The sequence below is a fragment of the Neoroseomonas terrae genome (genome assembly GCF_018129025.1).
Lineage (GTDB): Bacteria > Pseudomonadota > Alphaproteobacteria > Acetobacterales > Acetobacteraceae > Neoroseomonas > Neoroseomonas terrae.
Map to the genome: position 1 here is coordinate 109543 of NZ_JAAEDI010000019.1, position 18933 is coordinate 128475.

Consider the following 18933-nt stretch of genomic DNA (forward strand, 5'->3'; position numbering starts at 1 on the left):
GAGTGCTACATACGGCTGGCGACATCGTCGGCGATCGCTACGAAGTCACGACCTATATCGGCCAAGGCGGTATGCAGGAAGTATACCGCGTTCACGATCGTTTGCTTGAACGGGACGCTGTCCTAAAGTCTCCGAAAAATCCATCGGCGAAGAAGCGATTCAATAGAAGTGCTACCCTAAGCGCTCGCGTCAACCACGACAACGTGGCGAAAACGCTTGACTACGTTGAGGATGGTGATCGCTTTTACTTGATTGAGGAGCTCATTGAGGGTTGCGATCTAGGATATTTTTTAAAGAACTATGTAAGTATTCTGGATCCTTTCGCTGCTGGCCGAGTGATGCATCATCTGGCTAAGGGGCTAGCCGCTTCCCACCGTGTCAACGTTGTTCATCGCGATCTGAAGCCGACAAACGTCATGGTTGTGGGTGGTCAAAATTTCACAGGCTTTAAGATCACTGACTTCGGCATCGCAAAGATGGCGCAGGAAGAGATTGGAGAAGCCGTGGCCGGTGATGAAGAAGGATTAACCAGTTCTCAGACCGCGCTCGGAGCCCTTCCATACATGGCGCCTGAGACGATCGACGACATGCAGAATGCAGGCAAGCCGGCGGATGTTTGGGCGATCGGCGCGCTAACCTTTGAAGTTCTAACCGGCAATCGGCCCTTTGGCTTCGGGTACAGAGCCGTTCCGCTCATTCAGGCAGCTAAGGTACCTCCGCTGCCTAGTCCATTGACAAGCAACACGCAATTCGCTCCGTTTGCGAGAGCGGTATTCGATCTTATCACTGCGTGCATGCAGAAGAATCCGGCGGCGCGCCCCACTGCCGACCAACTCGTCACAACCTGCGAGGGCTTATATTACTCAACAGTTCCGCGCGAATTCGGAACGATAAGAAGATTCGATAATAGTAACTGGGGTTTCGCTGGTGCGCCGAGTGGCGCTGTTTTTTGCCATGTGAAATCAGTCTTTGCGGCGTCTAGCTTGGCCGTTGGCGAACGCATTTGGATGACGACATATCCGGGCTCTCCTTCCCGCCGAGCCTTTCCTATCGTGAAGGCCGTGTAGACGGTCGACGCTACGGCGTTTTCAGAAGGTTTAGCTGTTGGTCGTGGCGCCGCTCACCGCACCGACCCCCCGACCTCGCGGATGGCCATACTGAGGGTTACCGCGCGACCGCCGGAGCGAAGATCACCGCGCGCGTCGATGGACAAGAGGACCGTGCGCGGGTCCTTCCCGGTGATCGGCTCCGCCTTGACGATCGCGACGTGCACGCCGCCCTTGCCGTCATGCGACGCGGTCGGGAGGACGGTCGCGCCCCAGGCCAGTCGGCGCGTCAGCCGTTCGGCCAGATCGGCGCGCAGCCGGGCGGCTGCTGCGTTCGCTGCTGCGGTCGGGTAGCTGATCCCCGGCGCGACGGCGCGCGAGGCGGCGACGGCGGCCGCGGCGCGGGCCCGGAGTTCGCGGAGACGCTTCTGGCGGAGGATCGTCGCGACGATGGGTGCGGGATCGTAGGGCATCACGCCGCCTCCCCTTCCTGCGCAATACACAGATCGAGCCAATGACTCAGGGCCCGGACCTCTTCGCCGAAGGCGGCCGCCGTGCGCGCGATGCGCGCCGCGCGGTCTTCCTCCACGATGCGGGCGAAGCCCTGCACTTCGCCGATTGCGGTCTTGGCCTCGCGGACGGCCAGGCCGTTCTCCGCCTCCACGCGGGCGAGGCCGGCGCTCAGGTCGCGCTCGACTCTCGCGATGTTCGCGCTGATGTCGCGGACGTGGACCGCGAGGGAGGATTCGAGTTTCCGCCCCAGCGCGGTGATCTCCCCGCCGAAAAAGTCGCGGACGGCACCGATGATGGCGGCGTCGCGGTCATCAAGGTTAGCCATTGTCGGTCATCCCGTAGGTGGAGAGGACGCGGGCGCGGAGGCGGTCGCCATCCTTCACGCCGCGCGCGACGGCGACGGCATCCGCGATCGCGCGGAGGTCGGTTGCGGCGCGAAGGAAGAGGGCGGAGACACGCTCCACTTCCTGGCGGATGGCCGCCCTTGCTGCCGGGTCGGCGAGGCCGGCGGGGGAAAGCAGGTCGGCGCGGAACTCAATGAGTTTTCGCGCCTCCTTCGATCCCCGCCCGGGTCCATCGGGCAGCAGCTTCCCGGTGTCATTCGATAGGAGGGCGGCCGCGGCGGCGCGGAAGGAGACGACCTGGAAATCAAGCTGACAAAGATAGTCGCGCAGGACCTCGGAACGCCGCGCGACCTCGGCAGGATCGTCGCCGGCTTCGCCGAACCACTTGAGCGCCTTCTCACTCTCCCCGAGGGTCAGCGGGCGGTCGGAAGACCAGCGGCGCCAATTGCCTTCGTCGCGGCCGAAGTCGCCGATGAGGAACAGCGCCTCATCAATTCGGCGAATCTCGTCAGCGGTAATGCCGTTGTCCTCGCCCGTGGGCGGGAGCGGGGGGAACGGAACAACGGTCATGCGACTGACCTCCACAGGTTGATGCGGCGAAGGTTCCCCGCGGCGTCCACTTCGATCCGCGCGGGCGGCGCGAGTTCGGCGCGCACGTGATCCGCGATCGTTCGGATCAGCGTCACTGACTCAGGCCCCTGACCTTCCGGCCAGTGGTTGAGGTCCTTCGCGGTATCGAGGGGACGATTGAACAGCGTGCGCGAGGCGCCGCCGATCGCGGCGCGGTAGGAGGGGCGCGATGCATCGTCGGGGTATCGGTCCAGATCGTCGCGCACGAGTTCGGCGGAGCCGGTGCGGGAAAATTCGATGAGGTGGACGATTTCGTGCAGGAGGATCGCGGCGAATTGACGCGGCGATATTCCGTGCGTCTTCGCCGGGCCCGCATCGGCGGCGCTTCCGGCGGCGGGAAGGATCACGGTCAGCGTCGGCGCTTCCGTGAAGCCCAATGAATGCTCGCTGCGCCAGTAGCCGTTCGGGATGACCTTCACTGAAGGCGATGCGTAGGGCCGGGGGTGCGGCAGACGGGCGAGAACGTGGATGAGGGTCGCGTCGGCGATGAACTGTTGCGCGGCGATGGCGCGCTGCTGATCGAAGGGGACCAGACCGGCGAGGGCGATGACGTCTTCCAGCGGCGGTGCGTTCGGCATGGCGGCGTCTCCGTATGGTTCGGCGGGAGAGGCCCCTGGGGACCTTGGGGAGGACCACTGACCTCTCCCGCCTATCGCCCTCGGGAGAGCCCCCCCCCGAGGGTGAAGGGTTCAGGCTGCTTCCGGCGACGGGGCGATGCTCATCACGATGGTGTCCCCGGCGGAGCCGTCCGGAAGCCGTTCCTGGAAAACGGTCGCGCCGTCCTCGGTCGTGACCTCGACATTGGCGCCGGGAACGTCGCTGCCAATCGTCATGGCGCCATCGGCCGGGCCGATCACGGCCAGTTCGCGGCGACGGGTCGGGAAGGCGGCGCGGGTGACGGCGGCGGCCGCGATCGGGGCGCCGCGCGAGCCGGCGGTGAAGTCACGGCGGCCGTAGCCGAAATTGCGATCCATCTGGATCCTCCACATCGGGGGCGTCGAATGGCCGGGAGGCTAGGCCGCGATGCAGAAATCCCGGAATAGACCTTAAGTAACTTCCGAGATACTATCCCCGAATGTTGGTCATCGAGACAAACAACGTCAAGTATGACTCCCCAAGGCTACTCGCTATCTCAATAAAGGCGGCGAGGGTCAAGGGTCGATTGTCGCACGACAATATCGCAGCAAAGGCCGGGGTTAGCCGTCTGACGGTCATCCGGGCGGAGAAGCCAGACCGGATCGGCCGGTGCCAACTCGGGATCGTCCTGCTGATCCTTGAGGCTCTTGCAATGCTTGGAAGCCCTGTGGAGGTTTACGACCATGAATGAGCAGGAAGCCATCGCCGAACGCCGCAGGTGCGCAGGCTGTCCCCCTTCATCCAGCGCATCATCGGCGGCGCAGGCTATCAGGGCCCGACGATGGCTGCGGCGGCAGCCCGCACCAGCACATGGACGATGAAGATCGTGCGCCGCTGCGGCCGGCATCGCTTCGTCGTGCTGCCGAAGCGCTGGATTGTCGAGCGCACCCTGGGCTGGAGCAGGCGCGCCCGACGGCTGACCCGTGACTTCGAGCGGCAATGCCGCATCGCCGCCGCCTTCGTCCGGATGGCAATGATCCGCACATGCTCCGCCGCCTCGCAGCAAAGCTTTCAGTGTGAATTCATACTTCCCGGATCACCTTTGAGTGGGATGTTGGCCGTGGCCTTGCAGCCGTCGCGAAAGCGCGAGCATCCATAGAAGGGACCGTTGCTACCCTTCTTCTCCTGGATCACGCCCTTCTCGCACACGGGGCAAATTTGTCCGGCGACCACTGGCACCGTAATCCGCTCGGAACGTCGCACAGGTGCCGTATTCATTACTTTGCGCGTTCGGTTGCAGGCCGGAAAGTGCGAACAGCCAAGGAAAGTGCCGTCGCCACGCGGCACCATGACGCCCCCACAGCCTGGCCGGGCGCACGGTTCCACGCCCTCTCCGTCCAAAGGTTCGATCGCCAAGTGTTCGCGCTTGACCAGTTCCACCAGGAACTGGGAGGGCTGAGTCAGGAGGGTATAGAAGCGTACCTGTTTGCTGGCGCGGGTCATGGCCACGTAGAACAAGCGGCGCTCTTCGGCGAACGGGTATGGGTCGGGAGCGGGCATGGCCAACTGGAGCGCGGGGTCGTCCTGGATCTGGCTAGGAAAGCCATGGGTGCCTTCGAGGACGTTGAGGACGAAGACGTATTCGGCTTCCAACCCCTTGGAACCGTGCGCTGTCTTGAAGTCGATCTTCAACCGGTCGCCGAACCGCTGTTGCCACCGGGCCAACGAGGCCGGAATGTCGCGCCGATAGCGACCCAGTAGCAAGATCGTGATTTGGGCACCTTTAGCTGGCTTGAGTTTGCCCGCAGCGGCGTAGCGATGCATGTCGGCCAGCTGCTGTTCGATGTGGCCGGGAATCGCGTCTTCCTGGGCGAACCCATACGCCAGCATCGGCGTTTTTGTTAGCGGATTGGTGGTTTTGACGGTCTTTTTGATCTGGGCGGGGTTCGCCTGGATGAATTGGCTGGACACATCGCACAGGTGCTGCGGACAGCGGAACGTCGTGTTGAGCGTCAAGCGCGTGGCGTAATCAAAAGTCTTCTCGAACTCCGTCATGACCGAGATATCAGAGCCTGCGAACCGATTGATCCCCTGCCAATCGTCGCCAACCACGCACAGGTGGGTGGGCACGCCTGGGTTTCCGGCTAACGCCTTCAACAACCGGACGCGAGCGCTGGAACTGTCCTGGAACTCGTCGGCCAGGATAAGGATGAAGGGGCTCCTGTAGGCCCCGGACTCCACATGTGTGGCCGCCTGGATGAGCATGTCCTCGAAGTCGATGAACCGACCCGCCCGTAGACGACGCTCCCATTCGCCCTCGATACGTTCGTAGAGGGCCAGGTACATGCTCAGGCGGGCGCCGTACCCGTCAGTGGACTGCTCGTTCAAGGCTGCTTGCAGCTGGGCGTGAGTCAGGCCGTTGTTCTTTACGTGCTGCTGGAACACCCGGAACGACCTAGCTAGGTCCTGCTCGTCGACGGGGGCCAACCCTACGACTTTCCGCGTGGGATTGAACACCGGCTTAACACCGCGAGCGATCAACGCCTGTTCCAGGTCGGCAATGGCCCGCCCAGTCAACAAGCCATGTGAGGTGGTCTCGACCAGCGCAGTGCACTTGTCGACGTGGAGTTGGCGCTTCCACTCCACGCCTTTGAGGTAGTCCTTGAAGGCCTTGGGCGCCTCGCCCTTTCCATTCAAGGCGAAGTGTTCGTGGTAGAGATTGGCGTCTGGATAATAAAAATCCGGAAAGTATTGGCGGTACTGGTTGTCAGATGTATCGTATTCGTAGGCGCGCTCGTACTCGTAGGCCACGCCGTTGTAGAACAACCAGTCCGCGATTATCCGCTCTTCCTTGCTCTTGACGATCTCGCCGTGGGCCGTGAGAAACCCCCGCCGGCCGTCCGCATAGGCGTCAGGCTCCTGGTCCTGACCCCACTTGCCAACGTCGCGCGCATAGATCGTGCGGAACTGGTCCCAGTCGCGCTTGAATGCCGCGTCCTGGTCCGACAAAGTTTTGATGATTTCGGACACTTCCCGGATGTCGGCGCCGGGGTTGTCAGGGCTTACCCAAGGCGCAAGCGCCGGCCTCTTGCCGGTGGCCTTTCCGATGACTTCGATGCCGAAGGCGTGGAAAGTATTGGAGCGCACCTTGCTCACGTTAGGCACACTACGCAGTCGCTCGGTGATCCGCTGACCGAGTTCTTCGGAGGTGGCTTTGTTGAACGCCAGCAACAGGATTTGCTCGGGCGCGGCCAGTTTTTCGTGGAGGGCGTAGCCGGTCTTGGCCACCATGGTAGAGGTTTTGCCCGAGCCGGCGGCGGCCACGACCATGACGCTATCGTCCATACAGATACAGGCATGGATCTGCTCGTCGGTCAGCGGGTTCTTCTCCACCGTGTTGAAGAAGTCCCTTCGCACTACCTTCTGGCGTGCTAGGTGGCTGGCGTTCACCTTATCGAACTGGATCCGCACGCTCTCTTCAGGCGATGACGCACCGACCGCCTGCCTCCAGGTCTTTCGCGGGTGCTTGGGCGCTGGGTACTTGGCCAGAAATCGCGGCGCGGCTCCCTTGGGGATCCATCTATCACTGCCAGCCAAGGCCGACAGATGCCCCTCCCACTGCTTGAACGCTCCTTGAAATGTGTCGTCATCCCTCTTTTGGTTGGCTCGTCGTTCGGCTTCCACTGCAGGATCGATCGCTGGCTTGGCTGGAGGATCGTTCCGAGGTGTCTTGATGCCGACTATCTTCCCGATGATCCATAGCAGACCAATGAGTATCAAATACTCCATTTCACCCCCCTGGCGGATTGGGTGGGGAAAAGATCAGCTTGTTCTGACTCCGATGCTACGTCTCTTGTTTTCATGATGTTAGTGCGGTCCCTAGACGGGGGCCTTGGATACGGCGCGGAACTTTGCCGAAGGCGTGAGCGGGATCTTATTTCTGGACACATGATCTCGTGTAATTTCGTCCGAGTGTCCATGATCCGCATCATGCTTCCGCCGCCTCGTAGCAAAGCCCTCAGCGTCAGTCCAAACTTGCGGGGTGGGCTCTAATACCAATTCCTGCTGATCGAAACACATGTGCCCATTCGCGCAATCCGATGGACATGATGCGCCACGGCTGATCGACGAGGCGCTGCCGGTGGTGGCAGTAGTGATCGACGATACCGTCGTTGTCGTGGAACACCCGGTTCGACTGCAAACTGTCGCGCATGAACTGCCAGACGTTATCCACGACGTTCAGCTCGGTCCATTTAGCCGGCAGCGGCAGCAGCAGGGTGACGTTGTCGGACAAGGCGACGTGGCCGGAGAGGTGTCAGTCGGCCTGGTCGAGCAGCAGCACGGCGCGCCTGCCTGCGCAGGCGGGATCGTCCGGACGCGGGGCTTCTTCCCGTTCCTCCCAATACGGCCGCGGCGCTGGTGGCGGCCGCGTGGGGATAGGTCGGGCGACCAGTTCCCGCACGCGCCGGCACAGCCCGAGCGCCCGGCCGGCCCTTCGGGGGCCGGGGAAGGCCGGAGGGGCCTAGGCGCTGTTCTCCGGGGATCGCCCGGGTTCGGTAGAATTGTCAGATAGAAATTCCCGCAATAGGCGAATGAGCCCCGCGTCCGGGCTGGCCGGCGCGCGCGATCGGCGCAAGAGGGCTGCGTCCGATGAGCGCCGGCACAGGTCTAGGCTCCGGGGGTGTAGTGAGGACCGGCGGAGGCCTCGGCGGCGACTGAGGTGTGCGCCGATCGCGGTTGCATCTGAGCGAGCCGATCAGGCGCGCTTGATGATGTCTTTCCAGATCGGCAGGCCGCGCGCGACAAGATCGGCGGGGGAGAAGATTTCAAGCGCATCGTTTGGCGACAGACCGCCCGCGTCGCCGGGGTTCCGATTTCGCCGGCCGCCCTGGCTCATGTCGTAGAGCCCGAACCACGGCACATCACCCCTCTTCTTGGCGTAGGCGACAAGCACGAAGTTGACGCGATCGGTCGTCACCCCCGTGTAAGCGTCGATGAACATTTCGCCCGTTCGCTTCGCACCGCCAGCGGACGTGAAGCCGCGAAGCGGGAGGCGCTGGTTGCCGGGGACGGATTTCGACAAGGCGATAAAGGGCTGCATGACGTCCTCGACCTCGCCCGAAGTCCATTGCTTTATGAGCCGGCGCGTCTTCGGGTTCATCAGGCCTCGCCGCATCAGTTCGGCCTCCGCACGCGCCGCGGTGGCGGCGGCGAGCGAATTGTTCGGGTCCTTCTGCACTTGCCCGCGGGAGCCTTCGTAGACCTCGCGCACGGCGCCGTCGGGCTTCGTCTCAAAGTTCGTCATGGTCGAGAGGATATTCCCGAGAATGGCTGCCGGGCGAGCGTGCGGTGTTCGTCGCCTGTGCGACGGAACCTAGAAATCTGATCGATGGATCCAGACGTCGTCGCTGAGATAAGCCGACCCTCCAAGGCCGTCCGTGATGGCGTCGTAGATATCCTTCAGATCATTGCGTTCCCATGAGCCCTTGGGCCTACGCTCCCCTTTCGAGACGAAGAACGGCGCGCAATCGTTTGACAGATCTTCGGCGGCTTGGGCGAAGTCCAGGCAGTACTGGTAAAGGTCGACACCTGAATTGTAATAAGAATGCCGAACAAATTTTCCATTACCGACGGATATGTAAATCTTCCTGCCTTCGGTATGCGGCAATGAACCTTGTATTATCTGGAAATCGATTCCGTTTTTTCGGGAGGCGATGAGTGCAGTACGCTGACGGGTCGTCTTGAGGTAGACTCCTCGCCACACATTGGATGAGGGGTGATACAATCTCCAGTTGCGCGCAAGGAGCGCGCGCCCCACGTCCTGAGGGGTGTCCGGGACCGATGTATTTTTGGGCCTCCGATTGACCGTATACTCCTGATTCGGAAGGTAAGTGACTTCTGATTCAACCCCAATGATCGTATTAACGCAGTTCCAATTGAGAAACTGAACTTCATCAACGACGGCATTTCGCAACTTCTCGGCGCGATTGGGCATATGCACAATGACATGTTCGCCGGCATTGATATCCGAGCGGGGACAGTTAACAGGATACTTCCGTTCGTCCGGCGTGAACCGCACCAGCGCTATGCGATACGTCACAAGCACCTCGCCTTTATCTTAGAAACCCTCGGCAGCAGAAAGCCACAGGCACATGGTATCGGTGCTACGGCCAGAGTGGAAAGATTGGCACTGCGGTATTTGGGGGATGGTGCTGACTTCCCGGCTGTTGAACTCGAAGATCGACAACCCCCGCCGGTTTGGGGGACCCACCCCCCTCCCAAGTTGGAGGCCCCCCCGGGTGTCTAGGGCTAGGGCCCGCCCCACGTCTAAATTGGGGCTAGTGGGCCGGAACGATCTTGGTGGACCAACCAGCAAGCCCGGCGGCGAGGGGCCATGCGCGCCGAGCCCAATCACGGCCGGCGACGTAGCCTGAGCGCCGGGATCGCGCGCCAAACCGGGGAAGGACACGGCGGGGTGGTTTGATTCTCCTTCCGACCCGACCCGGCCGGCCCTGACCCTACCCGCCCTTCCCCCTAAGGGGGGAAGGGGCGCGGGATAGCGGGTCGCGAGGGGGCGAAAATACCGGGTCGATACCGGGTCGCTGATAGCGGGTCGCCCGCCGTTTCCCTGGTTTAGCGCGAAGTGAGACATAGAAAACCACAGCGGGTCCTGGCCTAAATACCGGGTCGCTCGCGCTATGCCGCGGATTTCCTCGATTTTTCCTTGGCATCCCGCGAGAGGCGACCCGGTATCTGACTCGTTCGAAAATACCGGGTCGCGCGACCCGCTATTTTTCCACAACGCCTTCGGCCTTTTCGAGTGCCGCGCGGCCTGCCCGGGTGATGAACGTCTTCCCCTTCGACTCCCCCTTCGTCGCCACGCGGAGCAGCCCCGTCTTCACCAGCCGGGCAATCGCCCGCTGATAGGTCGTGAGCGCAACGCCCACCGCCTCGGCAAGGTCCCGCTGCGAAGCATCCTTCCCCGCTGCGTCAACCGCACGGAGGATCGCCCGGTCATCCTCAGGGTCCGCACGCCGCCGATCTGCCTTGCCCGCCTCCTTCACGTCCGGAAGGTCTTCCTTCGCGCGCGCCGCCTCGACATTGTCGACGATCAGCGCCGAGCCTTCCTGCACACGCCCGCTCGGATATCGGACGTTGAGCCATTCGCGCCCGTCCACGCGGGCGAGGCGGACGGTGAGCAGGTGCCCGTCCACCGCATCCGCCCGGAACTTCGTGCCCTTGAGGGTCGATACCTTTCCGGTTGGTTGCGGCGCATCTTTCGGCCGGACCGGCAGCGTGTTCTTCGCATCCGTCTTCGTCGGCTCCAGGATCAGGATGAAATCCAGGTCGCCATCGAACGCCATCGAGCCGCGCAGCCGATCCGTCTCCTTCCGGCCGGGGTGCGCCAGGACCAGGACGGTGGCGCCCGGGAACGCCAGCGCGACATCTCGCGCCGAGTTCATCATATCGCCCGCGTCGGCGGCGCTGTTCTCATCGAGCCCGGGTGCCCGATGCCGCGCGAGGGTGTCGAAGACAAACAGACGGAACGGGCGCCGCCGCCGGAGTTCGGTGAGGCGCAGAACGTCGATGATCTGCGCCGTCGCCTTCGGGTCGCCGAGCCGGGCGGAGAGGCTGTCCATGACGAAGAAGCCGGCCTGCCGGAGCCCGTCCCGGCCTTCAATGCCGAGGGCTTCTAGCTGCGCGCGGAAGCGGTGGTGCACGCCCGTCGCATCTTCGCCTGCGAAGTAGCCGACCATCCCGCATTCCTCTTCGATCGGCTCAAGCCCCGCGACCGGACGGGCGAGACAGACCGCCGCGGATAGGCCGATCGCCAGCGCCGTCTTGCCGGTGTTCGGCAGCGCCACCAGCGCACCGACCATGCCGGCGGGCAGGATGCCGGGGACGATGTAGCGGGCGGGCAGCCGGTCCATTGCGAGTTCGGTGCTCTCGAAAGCCCCGAGGTAGAAAGCGCCGTCACCCCGTTGCAGCGAGGTGGTCAGCCGCGCAATCTTGTCCCGGTCCCCCTGGCGCGCCTCCGCCGTCGCGCGCTCCGCGTCCGTCAACGCGCGGAAAGGAGACAGGCTGGTGGTGAATGCTCTCGCCTTCTCCGGATCGCCGCCGCCGACATAGTCCGCGGCTGCCGCCTCCGCGGCCGCGAGGTCGCCACTATGCTCCAGGCGCACATACGCGGACCAGGGATCGAACAGGCCGCGCAGCGGATCGTCGGTGTCGTGGCAGAAGTAGAGGTCCGTGGTGCCGCGGATGTGCTTGATGCCGGCGTTGCCGCGCGAGCCCGGGCCACTCCATCGGTCGCCATGCTGCTCATAGCCATTATCTTCCAGAATGCCCTCCGCCGTCACCGCCGCGTTGAAGTGGTTCCGGTAGCGCGAGCGATACGGCAGGGTGTTCTCCCCCGCAGTGTCGTCGCCGGGGTCGTCAGGTGGCACGCCGAGCGCATCGCGCAGTTTCGGCAGCATGGCCTCATAGCCCTGCCAGAGCCGCAGCAGCCCGGCCGGCAGCGGGGCAATGCGGATCGGCCCGGCGCGGTAGGGGTTGCCCGTGTCGGGGTGGACCGAGGGCGGCGCGACCGATTGCAGGTTCATGACTTCACCCTTCGCGTCATAGCCGGAGCGCAGCTCAAAGACGGTGCGGCGGCGATGCGGCTTGTCCGGGGTCGGGTCCGGGATCGTGAAGCGGTAAGTCGGCAGCGTCATGCCCTCTGGCGCAGCGAAGACGATCCGCGTCCCGCGCCCGTGAATCGCCCAGCCCGAGGCGATCAGCGCCGCGACGCTCACCCCGGCGGCGCCGAGGGCCTTGCGGGCGAGTTCCACCGCATCGAGGTCCAGTTCAACCACGCCCGAGGCGGCCAGGTGGTAGCCGATGTTGGGCGGCGGGACGGCGCCGAAGACCTCCCGCGCGGCGTCTTCCGTGACCACCAGGCGGCCCGGCAGATACCAGCCTGTCTGCGTCGGGCGCTTGCCTTCCAGCGGGACCAGCGAGAAGCCCCGCCGAATGTAAATCACGGCGGGGACGGCCATGCTCGGCGTAGACGGCGCAGCTTCGGTCCGGGTAATATTCGCCCCGCTAGTCGCCTTCTTTGACTTGTTCATCTGATCCTCCGTTCGAGGTTCGGGTGTTTTTGATCCAACGCAAGTAACTAAGCCCCGCCACGTCCCCCGCGGCGGGGCGCTTCTTTATTCCAATGCTCCACTGACTGTTCGATCGGCCAGCGCGGCTAGCACCTCGCGGGGCAGCCCGTTGCAGGCCTCGGCAACCCGCTGCGCGGCATCGAGGCGTCCAGCCTGGGCGAGGGCGACAGCGAGCATTCCGACCCCACCGGCCAGACCGCCGACCGCCACGGCGATCGTCGCTGCACCGGCCAGTGTGTTCTGATCGAGCCGCGCCACGGCCTGCGCGCGGAGACGGATGGCGGCGCCTAGGGCGCGAGCCTCCGCCAGCGCCAGCCCCACCGCGGGGGCCTCTGTTGGCTCGTTGGGCTTTCGGCCTTCCAGCCTCATGGCCGGTCTTTCCGCGCGGCGGCAGCAGCGGCAGCGGCGAAGGCGGCGGCCGCCTTCGCGGCGGGCCGGGGGTAGATGCGCCGCCGCACCGTGATCTCGACAGGCGCGACCTCCTGGACCCGAGGGGGCGGCGGCAGGCGCGCGCCTGGGGCTGGCCTGCCGCCGGGCGGGTCGCCTCTGTAGGGATACTTCTGCAGCCACGCATCGAGGTCGCGGGGCGTGAAAAAGAAGGGGAAGGGGTAGCGGGTGGCCAGCCTGTAATTGTCGGGTCCATCTTTAAATCCGACATAGGCCATCAGCGTATTCTTCGCGCTGCCAGTGTAGAGTGCTGCCTCATATGGCTCCAAAGCGCCGAGCGGCAATTGCATAACCCATCGTGTTTTCATTGACGCTACTCCGCGTTACAGTACACGGAGAATAGATCGGAACTGTCTTTGGCGTATATTGTTAAGTAGGCGGGAATCGAAAGGCAGGACGAACCTGCCTTTCGGTGTCAAGTATTATCAAATATCCTTCGGCCGGCTCGCGAACATCAGAAGCCCATCGACGTGCTCGACCATGTCCTCAAGTTCCGCCTGTTGAACCGAGGACATGCCGTCGATGTCGTCCTGCTTGAGGCGCCGGACGGACTGGACCGCCCGGCTATGGGCCATCGAGTTCTTCCGCATGATCTCGCACGCCTCAGCCCAGTAGAAGTCGCCGCAGGCGTTGGCGACATTCTCTGCAACCTCGGAATTGCGGAAGCCGTTTCCGGCGGGCCACAGCTGGTCGGCCTCATCATTTGCCAGAATCAGCAGGTCATCACGGAAGCCGTCAGGCGCTTCGTCCTTGACCTCAAAAAGCTGGCGATGCTTTTCAGCCAGGCCGAGCAGCAGCCCAGCAGAGTTGAGCGTCCTCCGCGCCCGGCGTGACAGGGTGCGCTCCGCCGACTTGGGCGGGAAATCGGGCGCCATGTAGTTCATGCCCGGCCTCCCCGTTCGGCGACCTTCGCGAGCAGCAGCGCGGCCGCGTGCAGATTGCCCATGTTCGCGGTGATGAACCGGCGCAGCAGCGGCCGGTCGTTGTCTTCGTCGCGCCCATCCGGGCTCGGGTAGGCGGCGACCGCGTGCTTGCGCCACAGCGCCGACGCGAAGCCCATATCGGGCGCAGGAAATTGCTGTACCGCTTCGATAAGATCGCAGCAGCCCAGCATGTGCAGGAGCAAGGCACCGGTGTCGGCTACCTCCTGCGGCGGCAGCGCTGGCCCCAGGCCCAGCGGGTCGAGTTCGCGCATTCTCCATCCTCCATCGGTTGCGCCAGCACGCGCCGGCAGGGCGAGCCCCACCGGCGCGTCCGGTCGTCACACGTCCAGGGCGATGTCGTCGTGACGGCGGCCACGACGCGGATCACCCCGCCGATCCGGCTCACGGCCGTTCGGGGCGGGCGCCGGCTCGCGCCGGTTGGCTTCCAGCACGTCGAACATGCGCTGGATGCTCCGCGCGATCGGTTCCAGCATCACCGCCGCTGCACGGACCTCGGCGGGATCAACCGTCACGCCGTGGTTTCCCGCGTGCGTTTCGAGGGCTTCCGCAAGCGCCGTCTCGGAAAGCCCCCTGGCCGCCGCAGAAGCGAGGTTGTCGAGGCCCACCTGGTCATGCAGGAAGTCAATGAAGTCGTCGTTCTTAGGCATGTCGGTTTCTCCTTCGATCGCCGGCACGCGCCGCGGCATCACCGCGACGCGGGCCGGTTGGGTTCAGGCGGTTTCGATTTCGGTGTTGAGGCGGTCCTGTTCCGCCGCGAGAGCGGCCTCACGAAGGCGTCCGATCACTTCCTCAAGACGCTCCACGCGGGCTGCGATTGGCACCAGCGCGTCCCGGATCATCTGTCTGATCGCCTCCTCAATATCGATAGGCTCATCGGTGTCAGGCATATTCACATCTCCAACGAACAGCGTGCGGAATGGCCCGCACGCATGATCATCCAAGCGCAGTCACGACGTGCTGTGAGGATAGGCGTTTGAGCGACGCTCGATGCCCTATCCGGCGCTGCACCAACGTCGCGGCTAGAACGGAGCGAGACGGAACGGGACTCCCGCCATGGAGCGCATCGCCTACAGCATCGCAGAGACGACTAAGCTGCTCGGCGTCGGCAGGGCGACCCTCTACCGCTGGATCAGCGCCGGCACGCTCCGGGTCCGCCGCGTCGGCGGCAGGACGTTGGTGCCGGCCGCCGAAATCTCGCGCCTGGTCGGTGGTGATGGTGGTGATGGTGAGGCGAAGGAGGGCTAGCCATCATCTTTGCGACGGGGCGGATGCAGGAACAGCGGCAGCGCGAGGATTGCCTTTCGCGTCTTCGGACTGCCGAACCAACGCCGCCGCATCGTCGCCTCGGTGAGCCCGCTCGCGGCCGCGACGGCGCGAAGGATTTGCGTCATGTTCGGGCTCGGCCCTGCCAGCCGGCGCCGATGCAGGATCGCCCGCTCCACGCTGGTGCGCCATTCGATCGGCGGCTCATCGTCGCCTTCCCAGATCGGCGGCTCGATTTCCCTCGGCTCACCGATAAAGCCTGCGGCCCGCCGCCTTGCCGTCTCCGCGCCCCCCGCCTTGCCGGCTGCAACAGCGTCGGCGGATCGCTTCTCCGCGGCGGCGGTCTTCGCCGCATCGGCGGCGGCGACCTCGCCGGACAAGCCGGCGAGCACGGCAGCGAGTTTGGCCTTCGCAGCGTCCAGCGCCTTCGCGACCTCATCGGCGCGGCCGGCGTAACGCGGCACCGTGCGCAGCCTCTCCGCCTCCGCGGCGAGCGCGGCGATGCGGTCGATGAGGTCGTCAGTCTCACTCGCCATCTGCCGCCGCTCCCTTCTTCACCTTCGTTCCGGTGGAGAACGCGCCCCATCGCGTCATGAGCGCACGCCGCTGGTCCAAAAGATCGCTTCGCAGGTAAGCCCGAACAACACCATCGCCGACCGTGTGCGCCAACGACATTTCTGCGGCCGTCCAATCCTCTCCGCGCTCCGCGCACCAGTCGCGGAAGGTGCTGCGGAAACCGTGCACCGTCAGGCCGGCAAATCCCTTCTTCCGTAGCATCATCGCCAACGCCATGTTTGACAGGTGGCCCGCGCCGCCCCGAGACGGGAAGACCGGGGCAGCCGGATCGTCGGACAGGCGCATCTCCGCAGCCGCAGCGAGCACAGCGAGGGCAGGGGCGGAGAGGGGAACCCGGTGCGGCCGTCCCGCCTTCATCCGCTCGCCCGGCACGGTCCAGACCTTCGCCTTGAGGTCCATCTCTCCCCACTTCGCGCCGATCGTCTCGCCCGTCCGCGCCGCGGTCAGGATCGTGAAACGAAGCGCCAAGGGAGCGGAGCCGCGGGTCGCAGTCATTACCTTCACGATTGTCGGAACATCGGCGGCGGCGGCCGCGGCGTGGTGCTTCACCGTCGCGACCCGCGAGCGCGGAGGAAGGAGCCGCGCCATTGCGCCCTTCCACCGCGCGGGATTGTCGCCGGAGCGAAGGCCGCGCGCCGATGCGGCATCTAGGACAGCCTCAACGCGACCACGCACGCGCGTCGCTGTCTCGGGCTTTGTGCTCCAGATCGGCGAGAGGATCGTCAACATATCCTCCGCCGTGATCGCGTCCACGGGACGATCGCCGATCGTCGGATAGGCATAGGTTTCGAGCGTCGTGCCCCACTGTGCCGCGTGCTTCGCATTGCGCCAGGAAGGCGTCATGGCGGTGAGGTAGTCCCTCGCAACCTCCTTGAAGGTTGGAGTCGCTTTCGGCGCCTCGCGGGTCCTCATCGCCTGCGGATCATCGCCGCGGGCGAGCGCAGCGCGAGCCTCGCCGGCCTTCTCCCGCGCATCCTTCAATCCCACGACATCGGCGCTGCCGAACCCGATGCTGGTCTCACCTGCGCCGCCGGGCCTCCGGTATCGGAAAACCCAGGAGCGTGAGCCCGATGTGCCGACCAGGAGCGCGAGCCCGCCACCGTCCGGATGGCGCCCCGGGCCAGCGTTCTTCACCTGGATGGCGTTCAAGCGATTTAATTTCATCCCAGTTCCTTTACCCGCGTTTTTACCCGCGCCACAGTGGCGTTGGGGCGAGATGCGGCGAGACGAGTTAGGATGGGATGTTGGGAGAACGCTACCAATATCAATTGCTTAGAAGGGAGATGGGAACCGATCGGGATGCGCCGGGACCACGGTTAGGCTCCCATCCCCTCCGCCAGTTTCCAAGTTATTCTGCCGCTTTCCGGGCGATTTTCGGAACTCATCCCACAACTGTTCCCACAACGGGTGCCTGGCCGGGCGTGGATCGGAGCGACCGGCGGCGAACGCTTTCACTGCGGCGTGCCCGCCAGGACCCGGATGGGTGGGGGCTGCCCGACCGTGCGGGGGGACCGGATGCTCTGGCGGCTGCCGAGATGGCGCGAGAGCTGCGGTTGCCGCGCGGGCCGGCCCTGCCGATGACCAAGATCGATGGCGCTATGGCGGCCGTAGTGCCGGACCCCGCCGCGGCGACCTATGTTCCTGCAGTGATGCCGGAGGGCGAACGCTAAGCCACTCGGCAGGAGATTGCGGAGGCGCTGTCGTACGGGCTGCGCGTCAGCGCGGAACCACGGCATAGGCCAAGTCGGAAGAGGTACTCGCCGTCACCCGTGATTAGAACGGGGTTTCACGCGACGTGCAGGTAGATGCTGACACCACGCTGGTCGCGGGCGGGAAACATCTCGCGTAGATGGCGCGGGCGGAGCCCCGTACCTTCATCTTCCTCGGCAATGGCGACGGGTCCGACGCGCCGGCGAATGGGCTGCACGCGCTGGACTGCGACTTCAACGATGCGGCCCTGCCGCATGGGATCGGCTTCTGGGTGAGGCTCGTCCGCCAGGAACTTGGTGGCTGAGGTGGCGCACTGGCGTCCTCCGCCGTAGGGACGCTAGCCTCCAGACAGGACCCGGGGCGCGGCATCGCGACCCCGGGTGTGGGAGGAAAAGACGATGGACGCCACTGCCTCGCGGCGGGCGCTGCTGGCCGCGCCGGGTATTCTCCTGGCGGCGCGGGCGGCCGCGCAGCCGACCTGGCCCGACCGCCCCATCCGCATGCTGATCGGCTTTCCGCCGGGCGGGCCCACCGACTTCATCGGCCGCGTGGCGGCCAGCGGCCTACAGGCGGCCTGGGGCCAGACCGTCGTCGTCGAGAACCGGGCAGGGGCGGCATCATCTGTCGCGGCGGAGGGCGTGTCGCGCGCGGCGCCGGACGGGCACACGCTGTCTTCGCGTCGAACTCCGTCGTCCTGAACGGGGCGATCCATCCAAGCCTGCCCTATACGCTGCCGGACAGCTTCGCGCCCGTCGGCTCCTTCTGCGCCGCGCCCAATGTCTTCTGGTGCGCGGCGAACCAGCCGTGGCGGGATATCGCCGGGGTGGTTGCCGCCGCCCGCGCGCAGCCGGGCGCCCTGGCCTATGGCACGACGGGCGTCGGCGGGACGGGGCATTTCGGCGGTGAGACGCTGTGTGGCGCCCTCGACATCTCGCTGAGCCATGTCCCGTACCGCGGCACGGCGCCGCTGATGCAGGACGTCATCGGCGGCCGCGTGCCCCTGCTGGCCCATGGCATGGCGGGCGCGGTTGGACCGTATCAGGCGGGCCAGATCCGGCCGCTGGCGATTCTCGGGCCGCGGCGCGCGGTGGAGTTGCCGGAGGTGCCGACCATGGCCGAACTCGGCTTCCCGGTGCCGGATTCCGGCGTCTGGTTCGGGCTGATGGCGCCGGCGGCCACGCCGCCGCAACTGGTCGCGCGCATGGCGCGTGACCTCGAGGCGCTGTCGAAGACCGAGGATGCGCGCGCGAAGCTGGCGACGCAGGCGGCCGTCCCGGACTTCGCCGGCCCCGCTGCCTTTGCCGACCGGATACGGACCGAGCTCGCGACGTGGCGGGAGGTGGCCCTGCGCGTCGGCATTCGGCCCGAATAGCTGCCAGGACACGCCAGCCTGGCCGACCTCTTTGTGCGGCAGCCGAGGTTTGAATCGGTCGAATTTTGGCTTGGGCACGACCGCGACACGGTCTGAAGCTGGCCGAAAGCGGAATAGCCGGTCCGGGAGCCCCAAATCTGCAAAGCGGACGCGGGAGCTCATCATTCAGACGGCGCCGCCTTCTCCTGGTAACGCCCGACGCCGGTCTACAACTTGCCAAAGGCCAGCGAGCGCACGCACACGCTGCAAATGTCTAAAATATGATACTTTTCCCTTACAAAAATCCACGCTAGCGTGAAGGTTGCGGGAGGCGTCTCATGGAAATTGTTGCCAGTGTCAAAGTTGAAGAATTTAACATAATTG

The 18933-nt window shown here is 64.8% G+C and carries 24 protein-coding genes; 5 read left to right on the forward strand and 19 right to left on the reverse strand.

Going from position 1 to position 18933, the window contains the following annotated elements:
- The first annotated feature begins 2 nt into the window (after window positions 1-2).
- Window positions 3-1067, forward strand: coding sequence for a serine/threonine-protein kinase (locus tag GXW78_RS18170; RefSeq protein ID WP_338147780.1), 1065 nt, complete (start codon window positions 3-5; stop codon window positions 1065-1067).
- Window positions 1068-1120: 53 nt separating this feature from the next.
- On the opposite strand, the gene GXW78_RS18175 is transcribed toward GXW78_RS18170, so the two are convergent.
- The 5 genes from GXW78_RS18175 to GXW78_RS18195 all read right to left on the reverse strand — a co-directional run bounded on the left by GXW78_RS18175 (window position 1121) and on the right by GXW78_RS18195 (window position 3507).
- On the reverse strand, window positions 1121-1519 hold the full coding sequence (locus GXW78_RS18175; RefSeq protein ID WP_211870259.1) for a hypothetical protein: 399 nt from the start codon (window positions 1517-1519) through the stop codon (window positions 1121-1123).
- On the reverse strand, window positions 1519-1884 hold the full coding sequence (locus GXW78_RS18180; RefSeq protein ID WP_211870260.1) for a hypothetical protein: 366 nt from the start codon (window positions 1882-1884) through the stop codon (window positions 1519-1521). The genes GXW78_RS18175 and GXW78_RS18180 overlap by 1 nt, the downstream gene beginning before the upstream one ends.
- On the reverse strand, window positions 1877-2473 hold the full coding sequence (locus tag GXW78_RS18185) for a hypothetical protein (protein ID WP_211870261.1): 597 nt from the start codon (window positions 2471-2473) through the stop codon (window positions 1877-1879). Before GXW78_RS18185 ends, GXW78_RS18180 begins: the two co-directional genes overlap by 8 nt.
- The gene (locus GXW78_RS18190) at window positions 2470-3111 is read right to left on the reverse strand and encodes a hypothetical protein (RefSeq protein WP_211870262.1); all 642 of its coding nucleotides are present in this window, start codon (window positions 3109-3111) and stop codon (window positions 2470-2472) included. The genes GXW78_RS18185 and GXW78_RS18190 overlap by 4 nt, the downstream gene beginning before the upstream one ends.
- A gap of 111 nt (window positions 3112-3222) precedes the next feature.
- Entirely contained in the window at window positions 3223-3507 is a 285-nt protein-coding gene (locus GXW78_RS18195; RefSeq protein WP_211870263.1) for a hypothetical protein, read from the reverse strand.
- 101 nt (window positions 3508-3608) lie between these two features.
- Here GXW78_RS18195 and GXW78_RS18200 point away from each other — a divergent pair, with 101 nt between their 5' ends.
- A complete protein-coding gene (locus GXW78_RS18200; RefSeq protein WP_211870264.1) occupies window positions 3609-3860 on the forward strand; it encodes a hypothetical protein in 252 nt (83 codons plus the stop codon).
- Window positions 3861-3937: 77 nt separating this feature from the next.
- Here the strand turns inward: GXW78_RS18200 and GXW78_RS28045 are convergent, their stop codons facing one another.
- The 12 genes from GXW78_RS28045 to GXW78_RS18260 all read right to left on the reverse strand — a co-directional run bounded on the left by GXW78_RS28045 (window position 3938) and on the right by GXW78_RS18260 (window position 14536).
- Window positions 3938-4153, reverse strand: coding sequence for a hypothetical protein (locus GXW78_RS28045; protein WP_246522360.1), 216 nt, complete (start codon window positions 4151-4153; stop codon window positions 3938-3940).
- A gap of 27 nt (window positions 4154-4180) precedes the next feature.
- On the reverse strand, window positions 4181-6898 hold the full coding sequence (locus GXW78_RS18210) for a UvrD-helicase domain-containing protein (RefSeq protein WP_211870266.1): 2718 nt from the start codon (window positions 6896-6898) through the stop codon (window positions 4181-4183).
- A gap of 235 nt (window positions 6899-7133) precedes the next feature.
- Window positions 7134-7403 (reverse strand): hypothetical protein, encoded by a 270-nt coding sequence (locus GXW78_RS18215; protein ID WP_211870267.1) that lies wholly within the window; start codon window positions 7401-7403, stop codon window positions 7134-7136.
- 462 nt (window positions 7404-7865) lie between these two features.
- Window positions 7866-8414: a hypothetical protein gene (locus tag GXW78_RS18220; RefSeq protein ID WP_211870268.1), complete on the reverse strand. Its 549-nt coding sequence runs from the start codon at window positions 8412-8414 to the stop codon at window positions 7866-7868.
- Window positions 8415-8483: 69 nt separating this feature from the next.
- Window positions 8484-9209, reverse strand: a complete 726-nt coding sequence (locus GXW78_RS18225) for a hypothetical protein (RefSeq protein WP_211870269.1) — start codon at window positions 9207-9209, stop codon at window positions 8484-8486.
- 688 nt (window positions 9210-9897) lie between these two features.
- On the reverse strand, window positions 9898-12132 hold the full coding sequence (locus GXW78_RS18230; protein ID WP_211870270.1) for an AAA family ATPase: 2235 nt from the start codon (window positions 12130-12132) through the stop codon (window positions 9898-9900).
- Between the two features lie 171 nt (window positions 12133-12303).
- Window positions 12304-12627 (reverse strand): hypothetical protein, encoded by a 324-nt coding sequence (locus tag GXW78_RS18235; protein WP_211870271.1) that lies wholly within the window; start codon window positions 12625-12627, stop codon window positions 12304-12306.
- Window positions 12624-13013, reverse strand: coding sequence for a hypothetical protein (locus GXW78_RS18240; protein WP_211870272.1), 390 nt, complete (start codon window positions 13011-13013; stop codon window positions 12624-12626). The genes GXW78_RS18235 and GXW78_RS18240 overlap by 4 nt, the downstream gene beginning before the upstream one ends.
- Window positions 13014-13130: 117 nt before the next feature.
- The gene (locus tag GXW78_RS18245; RefSeq protein WP_211870273.1) at window positions 13131-13589 is read right to left on the reverse strand and encodes a hypothetical protein; all 459 of its coding nucleotides are present in this window, start codon (window positions 13587-13589) and stop codon (window positions 13131-13133) included.
- Complete coding sequence (locus GXW78_RS18250; protein ID WP_211870274.1) at window positions 13586-13900, reverse strand: hypothetical protein; 315 nt, start codon at window positions 13898-13900, stop codon at window positions 13586-13588. Before GXW78_RS18250 ends, GXW78_RS18245 begins: the two co-directional genes overlap by 4 nt.
- A gap of 66 nt (window positions 13901-13966) precedes the next feature.
- Window positions 13967-14323, reverse strand: coding sequence for a hypothetical protein (locus GXW78_RS18255; protein ID WP_211870275.1), 357 nt, complete (start codon window positions 14321-14323; stop codon window positions 13967-13969).
- Between the two features lie 36 nt (window positions 14324-14359).
- Window positions 14360-14536, reverse strand: coding sequence for a hypothetical protein (locus tag GXW78_RS18260; RefSeq protein ID WP_211870276.1), 177 nt, complete (start codon window positions 14534-14536; stop codon window positions 14360-14362).
- A gap of 166 nt (window positions 14537-14702) precedes the next feature.
- Here GXW78_RS18260 and GXW78_RS18265 point away from each other — a divergent pair, with 166 nt between their 5' ends.
- Window positions 14703-14894, forward strand: coding sequence for a helix-turn-helix domain-containing protein (locus GXW78_RS18265; RefSeq protein WP_211870277.1), 192 nt, complete (start codon window positions 14703-14705; stop codon window positions 14892-14894).
- Here GXW78_RS18265 and GXW78_RS18270 read toward each other — a convergent pair.
- Both GXW78_RS18270 and GXW78_RS18275 read right to left on the reverse strand, forming a co-directional pair.
- The gene (locus GXW78_RS18270; RefSeq protein WP_211870278.1) at window positions 14891-15448 is read right to left on the reverse strand and encodes a hypothetical protein; all 558 of its coding nucleotides are present in this window, start codon (window positions 15446-15448) and stop codon (window positions 14891-14893) included. The two genes, GXW78_RS18265 and GXW78_RS18270, sit on opposite strands and share 4 nt — an antisense overlap.
- Window positions 15438-16652 (reverse strand): tyrosine-type recombinase/integrase, encoded by a 1215-nt coding sequence (locus GXW78_RS18275; RefSeq protein WP_211870279.1) that lies wholly within the window; start codon window positions 16650-16652, stop codon window positions 15438-15440. Before GXW78_RS18275 ends, GXW78_RS18270 begins: the two co-directional genes overlap by 11 nt.
- 685 nt (window positions 16653-17337) lie before the next feature.
- Between GXW78_RS18275 and GXW78_RS18280 the strand changes: the two genes are divergently transcribed.
- Window positions 17338-17502, forward strand: coding sequence for a hypothetical protein (locus GXW78_RS18280; RefSeq protein WP_211870280.1), 165 nt, complete (start codon window positions 17338-17340; stop codon window positions 17500-17502).
- 78 nt (window positions 17503-17580) lie between these two features.
- Window positions 17581-18570 (forward strand): Bug family tripartite tricarboxylate transporter substrate binding protein, encoded by a 990-nt coding sequence (locus GXW78_RS28050; RefSeq protein WP_408904198.1) that lies wholly within the window; start codon window positions 17581-17583, stop codon window positions 18568-18570.
- Window positions 18571-18933 lie beyond the last annotated feature (363 nt).

Excerpts from the sequence above, each read along its gene's own strand:
- GXW78_RS18190 (WP_211870262.1), bottom strand. The coding sequence starts at position 3,111 with ATGCCGAACGCACCGCCGCTGGAAGACGTCATCGCCCTCGCCGGTCTG.
- GXW78_RS18220 (WP_211870268.1), bottom strand. The coding sequence starts at position 8,414 with ATGACGAACTTTGAGACGAAGCCCGACGGCGCCGTGCGCGAGGTCTAC.
- GXW78_RS18180 (WP_211870260.1), bottom strand. The coding sequence starts at position 1,884 with ATGGCTAACCTTGATGACCGCGACGCCGCCATCATCGGTGCCGTCCGC.
- GXW78_RS18250 (WP_211870274.1), bottom strand. The coding sequence starts at position 13,900 with ATGCGCGAACTCGACCCGCTGGGCCTGGGGCCAGCGCTGCCGCCGCAG.
- GXW78_RS18210 (WP_211870266.1), bottom strand. The coding sequence starts at position 6,898 with ATGGAGTATTTGATACTCATTGGTCTGCTATGGATCATCGGGAAGATA.
- GXW78_RS18185 (WP_211870261.1), bottom strand. The coding sequence starts at position 2,473 with ATGACCGTTGTTCCGTTCCCCCCGCTCCCGCCCACGGGCGAGGACAAC.
- GXW78_RS18175 (WP_211870259.1), bottom strand. The coding sequence starts at position 1,519 with ATGCCCTACGATCCCGCACCCATCGTCGCGACGATCCTCCGCCAGAAG.
- GXW78_RS18240 (WP_211870272.1), bottom strand. The coding sequence starts at position 13,013 with ATGAAAACACGATGGGTTATGCAATTGCCGCTCGGCGCTTTGGAGCCA.
- GXW78_RS18265 (WP_211870277.1), top strand. The coding sequence starts at position 14,703 with ATGGAGCGCATCGCCTACAGCATCGCAGAGACGACTAAGCTGCTCGGC.
- GXW78_RS18275 (WP_211870279.1), bottom strand. The coding sequence starts at position 16,652 with ATGAAATTAAATCGCTTGAACGCCATCCAGGTGAAGAACGCTGGCCCG.
- GXW78_RS18235 (WP_211870271.1), bottom strand. The coding sequence starts at position 12,627 with ATGAGGCTGGAAGGCCGAAAGCCCAACGAGCCAACAGAGGCCCCCGCG.
- GXW78_RS18260 (WP_211870276.1), bottom strand. The coding sequence starts at position 14,536 with ATGCCTGACACCGATGAGCCTATCGATATTGAGGAGGCGATCAGACAG.
- GXW78_RS18200 (WP_211870264.1), top strand. The coding sequence starts at position 3,609 with ATGTTGGTCATCGAGACAAACAACGTCAAGTATGACTCCCCAAGGCTA.
- GXW78_RS18245 (WP_211870273.1), bottom strand. The coding sequence starts at position 13,589 with ATGAACTACATGGCGCCCGATTTCCCGCCCAAGTCGGCGGAGCGCACC.
- GXW78_RS18280 (WP_211870280.1), top strand. The coding sequence starts at position 17,338 with ATGGCGCGGGCGGAGCCCCGTACCTTCATCTTCCTCGGCAATGGCGAC.
- GXW78_RS18195 (WP_211870263.1), bottom strand. The coding sequence starts at position 3,507 with ATGGATCGCAATTTCGGCTACGGCCGCCGTGACTTCACCGCCGGCTCG.
- GXW78_RS18270 (WP_211870278.1), bottom strand. The coding sequence starts at position 15,448 with ATGGCGAGTGAGACTGACGACCTCATCGACCGCATCGCCGCGCTCGCC.